Raw genomic sequence first — 14,174 nt, 5'->3', positions numbered from 1 at the left:
CGGAATGAAGCGAAAGTTTCACGTTCCGTTCTGAAGGAGAGGTAGGGGTAGAAATGCCCCTATCGACTCTAACTACCCGAAGCAGAAGGAAGTTGGGCATTACCCCTACTACATGAACGAATTAGTAGTTGGTCTTCGCCAATAGAAAAAGCAGCTTCCCAACTCAAACTTGTTTGTGAACAGAGCATCAATCCAGTCTTAAGTAATTAGACAGAATTAATTACACAAATACATAGTAGAATGATATTTCAGGCAAAATTATGAGTTAATTAGAATTTCATATGATGTTTATCAGGGAAATAAATCCTCTTTCGTCTAAATTGCTCGACTCGAATTTATCGCCAAAGCCGACATCATCAGGTACGTCAGAGAGCACATTGCCTCATATTAGCTTCGCAAGGAGTAAAAAAAGGAGAGTTAATGAATATTTTCAAAATAAGTTATAAGACCCTCTATAACTGGTTCAATCGGTGGGAATTAGAGGGAATGATAGGACTTTATAATAAACCAGGAAGAGGTTCTAAGCCACTATTTAAGTCTTCGCAGAAAGCCCAAATAAAAGAGTGGGCTAAACAAGAACCAAGGCAATTAAAAAATGTTAGCCAAAAAGTTCAAGAGACCTGGGGCATAACTCCCAGTACAAAAACAATTAAAAGAATACTAAAAACTCTAAATATGAGTTGGCATCGTATGCGTAAAGGAGTGGGAGGAACGCCTCCCGCCCAGGAATATCAAGAGAAAAAGGCACAATTAGAAGAATTAAAGCAATTGGACGCTCAAGGTAAAATTGATTTATATTACTTGGATGAAACGGGATTTTGTTTGATTCCTTGTGTCCCCTATGGCTGGCAGGAAATCGGAGAATATTTAACAATTCCTAGTCGTCGTAGTCAGCGAATGAATGTACTAGGAATCATGAATCGAAATAACCATCTTGAAACTTATATTTCCTCTCAAAGTATTAATTCAGATGTGGTTATTGCCTGTATTGATGCTTTTTTCCCCACAGTAGATAAGCCAACGGTGATTGTCACAGATCAAGCTTCTATTCATACCAGTGATGCTATTGTTGACAAACTTGAAGAGTAGAAACAACGTAATATTACTCTTTTTGAGTTGCCTTCTTACTCACCTGAATTAAATTTAATTGAAATTTTATGGCGGTTTATTAAGTATGAATGGATTGAAATATCTGCTTACAAGAGTTGGGGAACTTTTGTTACATCTGTGGAAAAAATCCTGAAAGAATTTGGAGAAAACTATGTAATTAATTTTGTCTAGCTACTTAGCAGTTTTAGATCGAGAATATGGCAATGCTGGTTGGGTACTAGCGCAAGCTTCCATTCAAGCTGATTGCTTAATGCGACTCCGAAAGAATGCCTGTTTTTGGTCAGCACCACCAGCATATAGTGGTCGCGGCAGACCACGCAAGCACGGGCAAAAAATGAGGCCGGGTGACCAAACCACATGGCTCGAAGCGGATGCTGTGATTGAAATTGACGAACATCCAGAGTTGGGGCAAGTCCGAGTCAAGCAATGGCTTGACTTACATTTTTATCGTGCGCCTGAACAGAGAGTAAATTTAATCCTCGTGGAAAGAATGAAGCCCATGTCAAACGGTCAGCCGTTTCCACCCTTGTGGTTGGCTTGGGTGGGAGAACGAACTCTACCCTTAGAAACAGTCTGGTTTAAGTATTTACGACGCTTTGGAGTCGATCATTGGTATAGATTTGTTAAGCAACGATTACATTGGACATTGCCTAACTTGAGAACTCCCGAACAATCAGAGCGCTGGAGCGATTTAATGCCGCCCCGGAGTTGGCAACTCTGGCTGGCTAGGGATTTAGTTCTGGAAAATCGACTTCCTTGGCAATCTGCTACGATTAATTTAACTCCTGGACGTGTTGCCCAATCAATGTTTTCGGTTTTAGTTGACATTGGTACTCCTACAAAAATCCCTAAACATAGGGGAAAAGCCCCCGGCTGGGAAAAAGGAAAGGTACGTACTAAGGCATCGTGCTATCCCACTGTTAAAAAACGGGTTTCTCGACGGAAAAAGTCTTCAAGATTAGCTGTTTAATCTTCTACCTCTTGAGTTTTTGAGCAACAGCTTGCCTTCTGCTAAAAGGCTGCTACTTTTAGCTGCACTGATTTTTTAGTCTAAACTACAGTTACTTGACTTTTCTACTTTAGATGAGAGTGCAATTGACGGAAGCCACCACTCCTGATAAGACCGTAGATTAACGATCGTACACAGGATACAATTTCCTTTCAGTCGATCGACTTTGCAGGAGAGCTATTTTGTGCAATCAAATTATTATCGATAGTTTCACAAGGAAGGGCGATCGACTTTGCCGCCGCCGATCGAACTGTGCGATCGATTCTGGGGGCGATCGAACTTTTGTACGCGCCTTCGATCGGGCTCTCGATCCTGGGGGCGAGCGATCGTATCCTCTCATTTTTGTGTCACATCTTCAGGGGATATCAGCACGCAGCCCTGTCTGGCCTGCGATGACACGGCACTAATTCTTGGATGAACACGGATCTCGCCCCAATCTAGGATACAACGAGGCAAGAAAACCCGCCCTAGCTTGTAAACTAGGGATAACAGAATACGCAGGAAAGATTTATGCCGTCGGAAAACCAAGACTTGCTCAAAACTCAAACACCTAACAGTCCAAAGTTGCCAGTTCCCTCAGACATTTTATTGAGCTTGGTCGCTTTACCCATGCTGGGCGGGCTGGTGGTGGCTAAAGCTGCTGCTGAGTTTGTTGCGTCGATCGGCGTTGAAAGCGAAGAAGTCTTTCGGGGTTCGCGCCTTCCCGTACTCAACTTTCCTCAATCACAGGATTAGAAAGCCCAAGGAAGGATGCTGCTGCTAGAAGTTAAATTTTGTGACCCCGCCCAAAAACGGATACGGTGCCACGTACTCCTGTCGGGGACAGATAAAAATTTTCGACCCTAGTTCAACATCCCAGGTTCATCTTTGAAGTAAATCTAAAAGTGTTCGACTTAGCGCGACTCAACTGACTTCTGGCCGAACGTCTCACGCCGATCGTCTAAAATCTAAAATCGCAAGTTAACTGACCTGAAAGCTTGACAATAGGTACAATCCGTGCTGTAAGAATTAATCTTTCCTTATACTTTGTACATAAGTGCCTTCTACTTTTAACGTTGCAATAAGTCTCAAATTTGACTGCAAACAAAAGTGTTTTAGGCGAAACTAAACCATACAATTTTCTTGACACCCGCAGCTATTGAGGAACAGCCCGATGAGTTCAGTCCTCCAGTCTTCAGAACAGGCTATTGATGCAACATCTATTTCCCCTTTTCCCGCTTACTCAAAATCAGACCTGTTTCTACGAAATCGCCTCAAAGTTGTAGAGGACTTGTGGGAATCGGTGCTGCGACAGGAGTGCGGGCAGGAATTGGTGGATTTGCTCCAACAAATGCGATCGGTCAATTCCGCCGAGGGACAAGCCACTCACTTTCGCGAGTCGAATGTCGTACAGCTAATCGAAAAGCTCGACCTCAACGCCGCCATCCGCGCCGCTAGGGCTTTTGCACTGTATTTCCAGTTGATCAACATTGTCGAACAGCACTACGAACAGCGAGACCAACAGCTAGCTTACGCTAGCAGCAACGACGCTGGTGGGCGGATGTTTTCTAAGCTGCCAGGACAAGCAACGGATGCCCCCGATCGCCCCCGCCACCGGGAAGGCCCAGTCCCCGCCCAAATGGCTCCTCGCGGTGCAGACAGCGGCGAGACGATCGCCCGAGATGCGGGAACTTTTCACCAACTGTTCCCGATGCTGCTGCGCTTGAACGTGCCCAGCCAGCAAATCCAGCGCTTGATCGATCAGTTAGACATCCGCTTGGTATTTACAGCTCACCCGACGGAAATTGTTCGCCACACGATCCGCACCAAACAGCGACGAATGGCGAAGATTCTCCAACAGCTAGACCAAGTTGACGAGAAATTTCAGGTGATCGGAACCGACTCTCAAAGCCCCTACCCGGTGTCTTGCTGGGAAGCAGCGGCTCTCCAAGAGCAACTGATGGAAGAAATTCGCCTCTGGTGGCGCACTGACGAACTGCACCAGTTCAAGCCGACTGTACTTGACGAGGTGGAGTACACTCTCCACTACTTCGAGGAAGTTCTGTTTGATGCTATTCCCGAACTCTACCACCGCTTAAAGCAAGCTTTGCACGCTTCTTACCCTTATCTGAAACCGCCTAGTTACAATTTTTGCAAGTTCGGTTCTTGGGTGGGATCGGACAGGGACGGCAATCCTTCGGTGACTCCGAAAGTTACTTGGCAAACTGCTTGCTATCAGCGCCACTTGGTGCTAGAGAAGTACATCAGCGCGGTGAAACGGCTAAACGAACTTTTGAGTTTGTCGCTGCACTGGAGCGATGTGCTGCCGGAATTGCTGGAATCTCTCGATCGCGACAAATCGGAATTCCCGGAGGTTTACGAGCAGTGGGCAATCCGCTACCGCCAAGAACCTTATCGGTTGAAGCTGGCCTACGTGCTGCAGCGGCTGGAAAATACGCGCGATCGTAATTGGCGGCTCTACAAAGGAGACGAATTGCAGCGGGAACGCGAAGCTTTGTCGGAACATCCCGGAATGACCGGCCTTTATCGATCGGGGGCTGAGTTTTTAGCCGAACTCAAGCTCATCGAACACAATTTAGTGGAAACAGGTTTGAGCTGTCGGGACTTGGAAAATCTGCTCTGCCAAGTAGAAATTTACGGGTTTAATTTGGCTTACCTAGATATTCGCCAAGAGTCAACAGTACACTCGGACGCTTTAAGGGAAATTGCTGAATACTTGCAAATTTTGCCCAAGCCTTACAATCAAATGTCGGAATGCGATCGCATTATTTGGCTGGCAACGGAACTGCAAACTCGCCGCCCTTTAATTCCAGCAGAATTGCCCTTTTCTCCCAAAACTTGCGAGACGATCAATACCTTCCGAATATTGCGGCAAATGCAGCAGGAGTTTGGCTCGGAAATTTGCCAAACTTACGTCATCAGCATGAGCCACGATGTCAGCGATTTGCTGGCGGTTTTGCTGTTAGCAAAAGAAGCGGGACTTTACGATCCCGCAACAGGAATTAGCAACATTCAAGTAGTTCCCCTGTTTGAAACGGTGGAAGATTTGAAAAAAGCGCCGGAAGTAATGCAAAAAATATTTGATCTGCCGCTTTATCGAGCTTTGCTAGCAGGAGGATACGCGCAGGAACTAGCGGTAAAAAACGCCGAAAATCTCAAATGCCCCATCGAAAATCTCAAATTGCAAGAGGTAATGCTGGGCTATTCGGACAGCAATAAAGATTCTGGTTTCCTCAGCAGCAATTGGGAAATCCACAAAGCTCAAAAGGCTTTGCAAATGGTTGCGGAAAAACACGGTGTGGAGTTGCGAATTTTTCACGGCAGAGGCGGTTCTGTAGGGCGCGGTGGTGGGCCTGCTTACAAGGCAATTTTGGCTCAGCCTGGAAAGAGTATTAACGGGCGAATTAAGATTACTGAACAAGGCGAGGTTTTGGCTTCTAAATATTCTTTGCCGGAGTTGGCGCTTTACAATTTGGAAACTGTGGCGGCGGCGGTAATTCAAGCGAGTTTGCTGCACACTGGTTTTGATGGCATCGACCCTTGGAATGAGATTATGGAGGAGTTGTCGGTAAAATCGCGATCGCACTACCGCAATTTAATCTACGAACAGCCGGATTTAGTTGATTTCTTCCACCAAGTTACCCCCATTCAAGAAATCAGCCAGTTGCAAATTAGTTCTCGCCCGGCCCGTCGCGGTGGTAAAAAAGACATCAGCGGTTTGCGAGCAATTCCGTGGGTGTTTAGCTGGACTCAAAGCCGCTTTTTGCTGCCTTCTTGGTACGGTGTCGGCACAGCTTTGCAAGAGTTTTTGCTGGAGGAACCGGAAGAACACATGAAACTTTTGCAGTATTTCTACTTGAAATGGCCGTTTTTTAGAATGGTAATTTCTAAGGTGGAAATGACTTTATCTAAGGTGGATTTGCAGATTGCAGAACACTACGTGCAGGAGTTAGCTTTGCCAGCGGACAGGGAGCGTTTTAAGGCTTTATTCGATCAAATTGCTGCCGAATTTCACTTGATTCGCGATTTGGTTTTAACGATTACCGGACACCAACGTTTGTTGGACGAAGATCCATCGCTGCAGCGATCGGTGCAGTTGCGAAATGCGACGATTGTGCCTTTGGGTTTGTTGCAGGTTTCGCTGCTGAAACGCTTGCGGCAGCATGGTAGTGGCGGGGTTCCGGGGGTGATTCACTCGCGTTACAGCAAGGGTGAATTGTTGCGGGGAGCTCTGCTGACGATTAATGGAATTGCTGCGGGGATGCGGAATACCGGCTAGGCAAATAGTTTTGAGTTGTGAATTAGTGGTAAGGTGCGCGATAGAGCACCTTGCTACTGTTAGTTTCAGAATTCGGGCGATCGCCCATTGTATAGCAATCCTCGCATCATTTGTGTAATTCTTGTAGGGGCAAACCCCCCGTGGTTGCCCCCATGAGACCGGGGTAGGCACTCTTAACACTACCCCTACATCTTTTTACGACTCCTGCAAGGATTGCTACAGCATATTCCATGTAGATGTGGTACACACAATCTTCTAGCCCGTGTAAGGTGCGGATACACCCGTCAATCTGTAAGTTTTATCGACCAATATTTCGCCGCGACGCACCCTACAGATTAACACCACACAATATAGCTTTATAGTGTACTTCATGAACCACCGAAGAGGCTGTATAGTCACAGCCATAGGAAACTGTTCGCTATGCTAGCTGAGATTTTTTTATGTCTAAACGGAAACAGTCTCAAGGTTGTCGCCCGATGCTGCGGCGCACTTTTTTATTTTTAACGGGCATAGCTTTGGCGCGGGTGGCGGCTGACTATTTTGCGATCGCCCAAAACCGAGATAGTTTCTTGACTCTCATGGGTCAACTGTGGCAAAAGTCACTCGCTTTTTTATCAAGTATACAATCAAATCAAACTCCTAAACCTCTCCCTAGCAATCCCATTGTAAAATCGGCAAAAACAAATCAACCTCTGCCGAGTAATCCTATTGTAAAATCGCCCGAAAATCCTCCTGCTGTGCAGCCGTCTCAACCTAAAATTATCAAAAAACGTTCTGCTAAGCAAGCAAAACCTGTAGAAGTCAGCAGCAAAAATGTAGCTGGCGCAAGTTTTTATCTCACAACTATTGACCTCGCCGACCCAGAAAATTATATCACAATAGGGTTAGCTAATAATGCCGATTTTGCTAATACTTCTAAAGTAACGCGGGGCGACGAACCTTTTGAAAATATGGTGGCGCGTTACCGGGCTGCTGTTGTTGCTAACGGGACTTTTTTTGGTAAAGATGAGCAGAAATCTGTGCTGGGAAATATGGTGGCGGCGGGTAAGTTTATGAAATATAGCCGCTGGGAAAATTACGGCACGACTTTGGGAATTAAAGCGGGAAATCAATTGGAAATGGTGACGGCTAGAACTGAAGGTAAGCCGGATTGGAGTCAACATTGGTTTTCTCTGACCAAGAATTTCTTCATGTGGTACCCGCCACGTGATTTATCCGTGGAATCAATTCTTTAATCGAAAATCGAAAATCCTCAAGAAAGAGCATTTATCTCGCGCAAGTCAATCTAAAATCTAAAATCTAAAATCTAAAATCGATTGACTTGCGGGCCGAGATTGGTTAAAGCGGGGAAAGTTTGGCTGTCTCCTTTGTCGGAAGGTTTTAAAGATGCTGGTGTTTTGGGCGTGGGTTCGAGAACGGCGATCAGCTTTCCGGCTTCGAGAGATAAGTTATTTTTGGTGACTTTTCTTGATAGTTTGTCTTTGGAAGCAGAAGCTAAAGTTATGCGGGCGATGGCGTCCCGCCCTCGCCCGTGCTACGGCTGTTTTGAAGCGATGAATTTGGATGGGGGCGCTTCGGTGGCTTTGGCTCATCAAGGGGAGATTTTATTGCCACCGGGACGGAATTTGACGAATGTGCTGGTGGTTTACGATAAAGAATATCCGGCGCCGGCTGAGTTAAAACAGTCTTGGGAACGCTTTCAAAAGGGCTCTCGACCAACACCGGACAAATCAGTGTTTTTTGATTGAATTAGCCATTGCTATAATATGACATAAGCTTTTGCAGGCACAGATTATGACAGCAACAAGAGAAAAAATCTGGACAGTAGAAGAATATCACCGCATGATTGAAGCTGGCATTCTCACTGAAGGTGATAAGATTGAACTGCTAGATGGGAGAATTGTTGAAATGAGCGCACAAACTCCACCCCATGCTGCTACAACCCAGCGATCGTCCGATTATATCAAACAACTACTTGCCGGACAAGCTCACGTTCGGATGCAGTTGCCAATTACTTTAGCAACTTCGGAACCGGAACCAGATATAGCAGTTGTTTGTCTCGATCCGGGTGCTTATAGCGACCATCACCCAAATCCTAGCGAAATCTTGCTGTTAATTGAAGTTTCTTACGCGACATTACAAATTGACCGCCGGGAAAAAGCCCCGATTTATTCTAGAGCAAATATCCCTGAATATTGGATTTTAGATGTAGCGGCGCGCGAGGCATATATTTACCGGAATCCGGCACCGGGAGGCTATCAATCTGAGATAGTTGTTGCGGATAATGCTGCGATTAGAATGCTAGCTTTTCCTGAAATTGAAATTAGTTTTTCCGAACTGTTTTTGCCTGTTTAGTTTGTGTTTGAGCTTTAACCGCAGATGGAGCCGATAAACGCAGATGGACGCAGATAAAGAGTTAAAACCAAGATGTTTGGGAGTGGTTTAAACCTCAAGGTCGTGGTAAGATTGAAAAATGAATTCAATGGCGTTTTATGTCAAATCTTGAATTATTAGACCAACTTCGGCAGTTATCCCCTGCTGATAAATTTCAAATTATGCAGTTTTTAATCGCTGAATTGGCGAAAGAAGAAGGAATTGTAATGGGTAATGAAGCTGCCGAAATTATGTATTCAGTGCATACGTCTAATAGTGCAGCAGAGCAATTGATGCAGTTAGTAGAAACAGAAAATAAGCCAACTCAAAATATTTAAGGGGAGGTAATATTATTTTCAACCTAAACGAAATAAATTTGGTGTTTTAGGTGATGTTCCGTATCTGCCTTTAACACTAACTTATCAAAATCGTTCTGTTGAGGTTATGGGGTTACAGGATAGAGGAGCTAGTGTTAATGTTTTGCCCTATAATGTTGGGGTGCAATTAGGGGCAAGTTGGGAAAAGCAAAGATTTTCTGTTACTTTAGCGGGTAATTTGAGGAAGGAGCATACATGGAAAGCATGACCGTAAAAGAGTTGATGGAGGCTTTGGCAGAACACGACCCCGAAGCCATAGTTTACGCTTATATTCCCCAACGTTATCTCAAGCCCATTTTCTACGAAGCGTCCTTCACAATTGAGGAAGTTGAAGCGTCCTTCACAATTGAGGAAGTTGTGGACGGCGAACCCAAGCGGGTTAACCTGTTCCCCTTTGAGCCAAACATTGACTGCGATAATTTGAACTCATGGCCTGAATCGTTTCGGCCTGAGTATGTTCTGCAAGAAGAACGTGAGGATGGATGGTAATGGTGTAGGGTTTTGGTCTGTGGATGTTAAAAGTTTCCTGCTTTGATGCGGCTCGTCGCGGGTGTCGCCGTATCAATTGCCTCCGGTTGGTCTAAAATCTCATCATCCTCATTCGGGCGATACACCCAATCCACAAACTGCTCGCATAACCTCCCTACTCAATAGTTTGTGGATAATTCCTGCATTCCCTACGGAGAGTTTTCCCACTCGGCGGTAAGCTTGCGGAAATTGTATTGAGATGCGCCGGGGTGACAAGTAACGCAACTGCTGATATTTGCGGGTTGTGACATTTTGACTTTGGGGTGCAAAGCTTTGAAATAGCGAGAACTGGCGACTCGATAGGCGATTTCTTCGTCTTTGGCTTGGGGACGAGAAAAAGTTTGCAGGTAGTTCCAGACTAACAGGCGGGGCGGGTCTACTAGCAGTTTGATGGTTTGTCCGTAGTGTTGGGGATCTTGCAGCAACCGGCGCCAAGTTTCTGTAGGTAATACTTGGGGCGGTAAAGCGATGTGACAGGTGGCGCAGTTTTCTAGGTACAGTTGCTGTCCGAGTTGGTAGTTTTCGGGAATTCGATCGACCGTACCAGTATCCTCGATCGAAGAAACCTGAGCAAGTCGCGCGGGAGTGCGAGAGTAGGCAGTCTGAGCTGCAACCCATCCGCCGCAGGTACAGCAGATAATTATCAACACTAGCAACGTTGAGTAAAGCCCCCGCAACCCTACTCTGCGACGTTTGCGGGGTTTTTCCTGTTTCATAATTCTGAATTTATTTTTGGTTAAATTACTGGTATGCTCATGCCTTCGCGGGCTAAGCAGCTATTGGCGAACGCTGCCTGCACCTCTGCTTCTGTACGATCGAGAAAATTGTCATCGTGACCCGGATCGTGGTGAAACATCACGATTTTTTTGACTCCAGCAGCTTTGGCTATTTCTACTCCTGCTTGCCAAGTCGAGTGTCCCCAGCCGACTTTCGGGGTTTTGAAGTCGTAATACTCTTCGTTGGTGTAGTTGGCGTCGTAAATCAACACGTCGGCGTTGCGAGCTAGGTGTAACACGTTGTCGTCCAGCCGATCGGGAAAATGTTCTGTATCGGTGCAGTAGACGGCTGTGTGTCCCTCCCAAGTGACTCGATATCCGATCGCGGTGTTGGGATGGTTCAGCAGTGCCGTTTCTATTTTCACATCGTCGAGTTCGATAATATCCCCAGGCGTCAAATCGTTGAATTTGAGGTCTGACTGCATCACCTGGATGGGGACGGGAAAATTGGGGTGCACCATTTGGTCGGCAAGACGGTGTTTGATTGTAGTGCCGTTGGGGGCGATCGCACCGTAAATGTGAAAACAGTTCCCTGGGATAAAGGCGGGAGTAAAGAACGGAAAGCCTTGAATGTGATCCCAGTGAGTGTGGCTGAAAAACATATGGGCTTCCACCGGCATTTGCCGCAGCAGATTGAGGCCCAGAACTCGCAGGCCCGTACCGCCGTCAAAAATCAGGCGTTTTTTGCCCAAGCGCATTTCTACACAGGAGGTGTTCCCTCCGTAGCGAAGTGTTTTGCTGCCGGGGGTGGCGATGCTGCCCCGCACGCCCCAAAACTGAACGACAAACTCGGTCAAAGGACTATTTTCCATAGTGGCTTGGCGATCGGAAGGCTGTGGATTGGGTAGAGAGGGTGCGGAATCTGGCATTTTTTTTAGTTTTGGGGGCTGGAACTTGGGAGTTGAAATCTTAGTTTTTACTTTTTAGTTTTTAGCAATCTGTACTATAATAAAGCCCTCGATCGGGAAACTATTCGAGTGCCTAATACTTGGGCTGTTAGAATTCTCAACCTTACCGATTCGTGTAGGAGATGTCACGCTTGAGAGATGATTTGTTGCATCATCCGGGCAGCCCGCCGTGTTCTGTGTTCTGAGATTAAGATAGCGCCGATCGCTCTAAGTGTTAGGGTAAAACTTCCTCAAACGTAGAACGCATTCCTCTGGGGTAGAATTTGCGCTTCATCTTACTCTAGGAGTAGTATTTTTTTCAAGATTGGGGGCGGGGCGCGGTTTTGAGGAATGCTGTTCCGGTGAGTCGGCATTCACGACTGATTTGACATTCTAGCTACCCGTTCCTCGACTGCATCCCTAGACGTGCAGCGATCGCTTTATGTTCGGCCCCCTGAGTTTTTAGTCGGGTTGCAGTCGAGGAGTGCGGGCTAGGGGCTTATTTGCGATCGGCTGCGATGCACTTTTCCACTAAGGGCATGACTTGATCGACATCTTGCCAACCCAGAATTTCCGTGACTTTTTTCTCCAAATTTTTGTAGGTTCTAAAAAATTCGGCTATTTCGTCCAAGCGGTGGGGGGCTACGTCTTTGAGGGACTTATAGTGAGCATAGCGGGGGTCTTTGTCGGGAACGCACAAAAGTTTTTCGTCCCTGTCACCTCCGTCGATCATTTCCAGCATTCCGATCGGACGGGCTGCGATTATGCACCCTGGAAATGTGGGCTCATCCATCATCACCATGCCGTCGAGGGGGTCGCCATCATCGGCTAAGGTATTGGGTATGAAGCCGTAGTCGCACGGATATTGGACTGAGGAAGAAAGCACCCGATCGAGAGCAAAGGCTTGTAAGTCTTTATCAAATTCGTACTTGTTTTTGCTACCGGCGGTAATTTCGATGAGGACGTTGAGCAGTCCTGGTTTCGGCTGTGCCGGAATTAGCGATAAGTCCACAACAATATCTCCAAGTTAACAGATGATTGGGATGAGTGCTACTTGCCAAATCCCTTTGATAGCATTTTACGGGCGATCGGGCCTTTCGGCTGCATGAGATTGACCGAAAGCGGGGGAGTGTGTCGCCGGCTGGGGGAATACACTCGACGGGCGGGACGCCCATCCCACACAAGAGAGAGGGGACGGGCGGGACGCCCATCCCACACAAGAGAGAGGGGACGGGCGGGACGCCCATCCCACAGGTTGAGGGCGCAAAGCTTTGTTTTGGCAAAGGAGATATTTTCAGAACCATTTATTCTGTTTACCGTCTGTCAAAATTATTTTAATTTTCAAACCCAACCACTGGCTCAGTTCTGTTGCTAACCACTTGATTTCTGATTCACTTAGTCCCTCCTTCTCTCCTAACTGATATTTGTGCTTGCCTGCTTGAACTATCATCTGATAGACTTTCCCTAATCTCACTTCCGAGTAGCTCTTCTGCATAAGTAATGATGCCGTTTTATATAACCCTGTAGCTATTGATAAAGCAAAAATCATAACTTTTACACCAATACCGCTGTTTCTATATTCACGTTGTTGAATTTTCAACTGGCCAATCTCCTTCCTGGGAGATGGCTTGGCATGATTCCATCTCAACCCCAGCAGATTGCTTGTCTGGGAGATTTGCTGCCGATCGATTCTGAGACGCCTTTCCCGAAATAGTGCAAATATCAACTTTAGTCCTGCCATACATAACAAACTTCCTGATATTATTATAAAAAATTGGGAATTTATATTTAACGCATCGCTCAACATATCCCTTGCTATAAATGAGACAGGACTCGCAGATACCAGAGCCGAAAGCGTGGCAATTAAACCAAAATCGATGCCTTTGGGCGGAATTACAATTTCTATAAATTCCGATTTTTTTGTAAGTTTAATATCGCTGCCTTGTGGCTGCAGCACCACCATAGGATTTTTGTTGATCGGGCGGGGATTTTTAAGCCCTCGCCATGCTTCCCTAGCCGAAGATAACCGTTTGGAAAAACTTGGTTCTGTCATCCACTCCAGCCAATCTATTAAATTAGGATTGAGCTGCGGTACCCGATCGGCAAATTGAATTTTCAAATCCTGATGCGACAGTTCAGTAGGATGCAAACCGGTTACCAAATAAATTAAAGTTGCACCTAAACCATAGAGGTCAGAAGCCGGAACCGAGCGCCCGCCAAATTGTTCCGGTGCCATATATCCGTAGGTTCCTACTACTGTAATTGTACCGCCAAATTTTGCAGCTTGGTTCTGCACCGAACCGAAATCAACTAAATAAACTTGTCCGACAGTGTGGGCGGATCTGCCGTGCAGTAAAATATTGCTGGGTTTAATGTCCCGGTGAATCACAGGCAGGGTAAACGCATCTAAATTAAGTTGACAGAAAATCATATTTGTGCGTGAGTCTTTTTCTGGAAAAATCCTTCTTAAAAATCTTAAATCCGATGGAATTAACCCAGTAAAAATCGAGCTTTAAGAACTTCTGAATTCTCGAAGCTGAATCAATTTAGAGCGGGAATCTGTTTGAGTTTTCGAGCGTTAACTGGCAGAGTTTAAGATTTGGACTAAATAATTATTATCCATTCCCGCCAGATACCGCTTCATTTTTAAGCTTCCTTTAAATCCTTTTTCTTGTTTCAGTAAATTGATGGCACTCGCGACGTAGAAGAGCAAAGTTTTCCGGAGAATTATCTTTACGAATCCGACTCTTGTCTTCACAAAAAGTAACATCCAATGTCCAATGTAAGCTATTTTCAATACCCCAATGACTGCGAATTGCTTGAGAAATCTTCTCG

The 14,174-nt window shown here is 45.9% G+C and carries 13 protein-coding genes and 2 pseudogenes; 10 read left to right on the top strand and 5 right to left on the bottom strand.

What is annotated here, in order from left to right; genetic code table 11:
- Positions 1 to 281 precede the first annotated feature (281 nt).
- From QUB39_RS29400 to QUB39_RS29355, 10 genes and pseudogenes are all read left to right on the top strand, one after another.
- Positions 282 to 1,281 (top strand): annotated as a pseudogene (locus tag QUB39_RS29400) (IS630 family transposase).
- Positions 1,274 to 2,080, top strand: coding sequence for a hypothetical protein (locus QUB39_RS29395; protein ID WP_333212731.1), 807 nt, complete (start codon positions 1,274 to 1,276; stop codon positions 2,078 to 2,080). Before QUB39_RS29400 ends, QUB39_RS29395 begins: the two are co-directional and overlap by 8 nt.
- A 221-nt stretch (positions 2,081 to 2,301) precedes the next feature.
- Positions 2,302 to 2,526 carry a hypothetical protein gene (locus QUB39_RS29390; protein ID WP_333053484.1) on the top strand — a complete coding sequence of 75 codons (225 nt, stop codon included), beginning with the start codon at positions 2,302 to 2,304 and terminating at the stop codon, positions 2,524 to 2,526.
- A gap of 103 nt (positions 2,527 to 2,629) precedes the next feature.
- Positions 2,630 to 2,854 (top strand): hypothetical protein, encoded by a 225-nt coding sequence (locus QUB39_RS29385; protein ID WP_333053485.1) that lies wholly within the window; start codon positions 2,630 to 2,632, stop codon positions 2,852 to 2,854.
- Positions 2,855 to 3,272: 418 nt separating this feature from the next.
- Positions 3,273 to 6,398 carry a phosphoenolpyruvate carboxylase gene (ppc, locus tag QUB39_RS29380; protein WP_333053486.1) on the top strand — a complete coding sequence of 1,042 codons (3,126 nt, stop codon included), beginning with the start codon at positions 3,273 to 3,275 and terminating at the stop codon, positions 6,396 to 6,398.
- A 440-nt stretch (positions 6,399 to 6,838) separates the two neighbouring features.
- Positions 6,839 to 7,633 (top strand): hypothetical protein, encoded by a 795-nt coding sequence (locus QUB39_RS29375; protein ID WP_333212734.1) that lies wholly within the window; start codon positions 6,839 to 6,841, stop codon positions 7,631 to 7,633.
- An 81-nt stretch (positions 7,634 to 7,714) separates the two neighbouring features.
- Positions 7,715 to 8,146: a phosphodiester glycosidase family protein gene (locus QUB39_RS29370; RefSeq protein ID WP_333212736.1), complete on the top strand. Its 432-nt coding sequence runs from the start codon at positions 7,715 to 7,717 to the stop codon at positions 8,144 to 8,146.
- 46 nt (positions 8,147 to 8,192) lie between these two features.
- On the top strand, positions 8,193 to 8,753 hold the full coding sequence (locus tag QUB39_RS29365) for a Uma2 family endonuclease (RefSeq protein ID WP_333053490.1): 561 nt from the start codon (positions 8,193 to 8,195) through the stop codon (positions 8,751 to 8,753).
- 137 nt (positions 8,754 to 8,890) lie between these two features.
- Positions 8,891 to 9,109, top strand: a complete 219-nt coding sequence (locus QUB39_RS29360) for a hypothetical protein (protein WP_333053492.1) — start codon at positions 8,891 to 8,893, stop codon at positions 9,107 to 9,109.
- A 234-nt stretch (positions 9,110 to 9,343) separates the two neighbouring features.
- Positions 9,344 to 9,637, top strand: a complete 294-nt coding sequence (locus QUB39_RS29355) for a hypothetical protein (RefSeq protein ID WP_333053494.1) — start codon at positions 9,344 to 9,346, stop codon at positions 9,635 to 9,637.
- A gap of 188 nt (positions 9,638 to 9,825) precedes the next feature.
- On the opposite strand, the gene QUB39_RS29350 is transcribed toward QUB39_RS29355, so the two are convergent.
- The 5 genes and pseudogenes from QUB39_RS29350 to QUB39_RS29330 all read right to left on the bottom strand — a co-directional run.
- Complete coding sequence (locus QUB39_RS29350; protein WP_333053495.1) at positions 9,826 to 10,392, bottom strand: diheme cytochrome C; 567 nt, start codon at positions 10,390 to 10,392, stop codon at positions 9,826 to 9,828.
- A 20-nt stretch (positions 10,393 to 10,412) separates the two neighbouring features.
- Positions 10,413 to 11,321 (bottom strand): MBL fold metallo-hydrolase, encoded by a 909-nt coding sequence (locus QUB39_RS29345; RefSeq protein ID WP_333053496.1) that lies wholly within the window; start codon positions 11,319 to 11,321, stop codon positions 10,413 to 10,415.
- 517 nt (positions 11,322 to 11,838) lie between these two features.
- The gene (locus QUB39_RS29340) at positions 11,839 to 12,351 is read right to left on the bottom strand and encodes an inorganic diphosphatase (RefSeq protein WP_006634582.1); all 513 of its coding nucleotides are present in this window, start codon (positions 12,349 to 12,351) and stop codon (positions 11,839 to 11,841) included.
- 282 nt (positions 12,352 to 12,633) lie between these two features.
- Positions 12,634 to 13,770, bottom strand: coding sequence for a protein kinase domain-containing protein (locus QUB39_RS29335; RefSeq protein WP_333240926.1), 1,137 nt, complete (start codon positions 13,768 to 13,770; stop codon positions 12,634 to 12,636).
- A gap of 147 nt (positions 13,771 to 13,917) precedes the next feature.
- Positions 13,918 to 14,174 (bottom strand): annotated as a pseudogene (locus tag QUB39_RS29330) (ISAs1 family transposase); the annotation flags it as partial.

Origin of the sequence: Microcoleus sp. AT8-B5 (genome assembly GCF_036705565.1) — a bacterium.
Taxonomy (GTDB): domain Bacteria; phylum Cyanobacteriota; class Cyanobacteriia; order Cyanobacteriales; family Microcoleaceae; genus Microcoleus.
Note: the sequence above shows the minus strand (reverse complement) of the source record. Positions and strands in the feature narration are given on the sequence as shown.

What these genes read in the sequence shown, in the direction of transcription:
- ppc (WP_333053486.1), top strand. Translation starts at nt 3,273, where the DNA reads ATGAGTTCAGTCCTCCAGTCTTCAGAACAGGCTATTGATGCAACATCT.
- QUB39_RS29375 (WP_333212734.1), top strand. Translation starts at nt 6,839, where the DNA reads ATGTCTAAACGGAAACAGTCTCAAGGTTGTCGCCCGATGCTGCGGCGC.
- QUB39_RS29350 (WP_333053495.1), bottom strand. Translation starts at nt 10,392, where the DNA reads ATGAAACAGGAAAAACCCCGCAAACGTCGCAGAGTAGGGTTGCGGGGG.
- QUB39_RS29345 (WP_333053496.1), bottom strand. Translation starts at nt 11,321, where the DNA reads ATGCCAGATTCCGCACCCTCTCTACCCAATCCACAGCCTTCCGATCGC.
- QUB39_RS29360 (WP_333053492.1), top strand. Translation starts at nt 8,891, where the DNA reads ATGTCAAATCTTGAATTATTAGACCAACTTCGGCAGTTATCCCCTGCT.
- QUB39_RS29335 (WP_333240926.1), bottom strand. Translation starts at nt 13,770, where the DNA reads ATGATTTTCTGTCAACTTAATTTAGATGCGTTTACCCTGCCTGTGATT.
- QUB39_RS29365 (WP_333053490.1), top strand. Translation starts at nt 8,193, where the DNA reads ATGACAGCAACAAGAGAAAAAATCTGGACAGTAGAAGAATATCACCGC.
- QUB39_RS29355 (WP_333053494.1), top strand. Translation starts at nt 9,344, where the DNA reads ATGGAAAGCATGACCGTAAAAGAGTTGATGGAGGCTTTGGCAGAACAC.
- QUB39_RS29385 (WP_333053485.1), top strand. Translation starts at nt 2,630, where the DNA reads ATGCCGTCGGAAAACCAAGACTTGCTCAAAACTCAAACACCTAACAGT.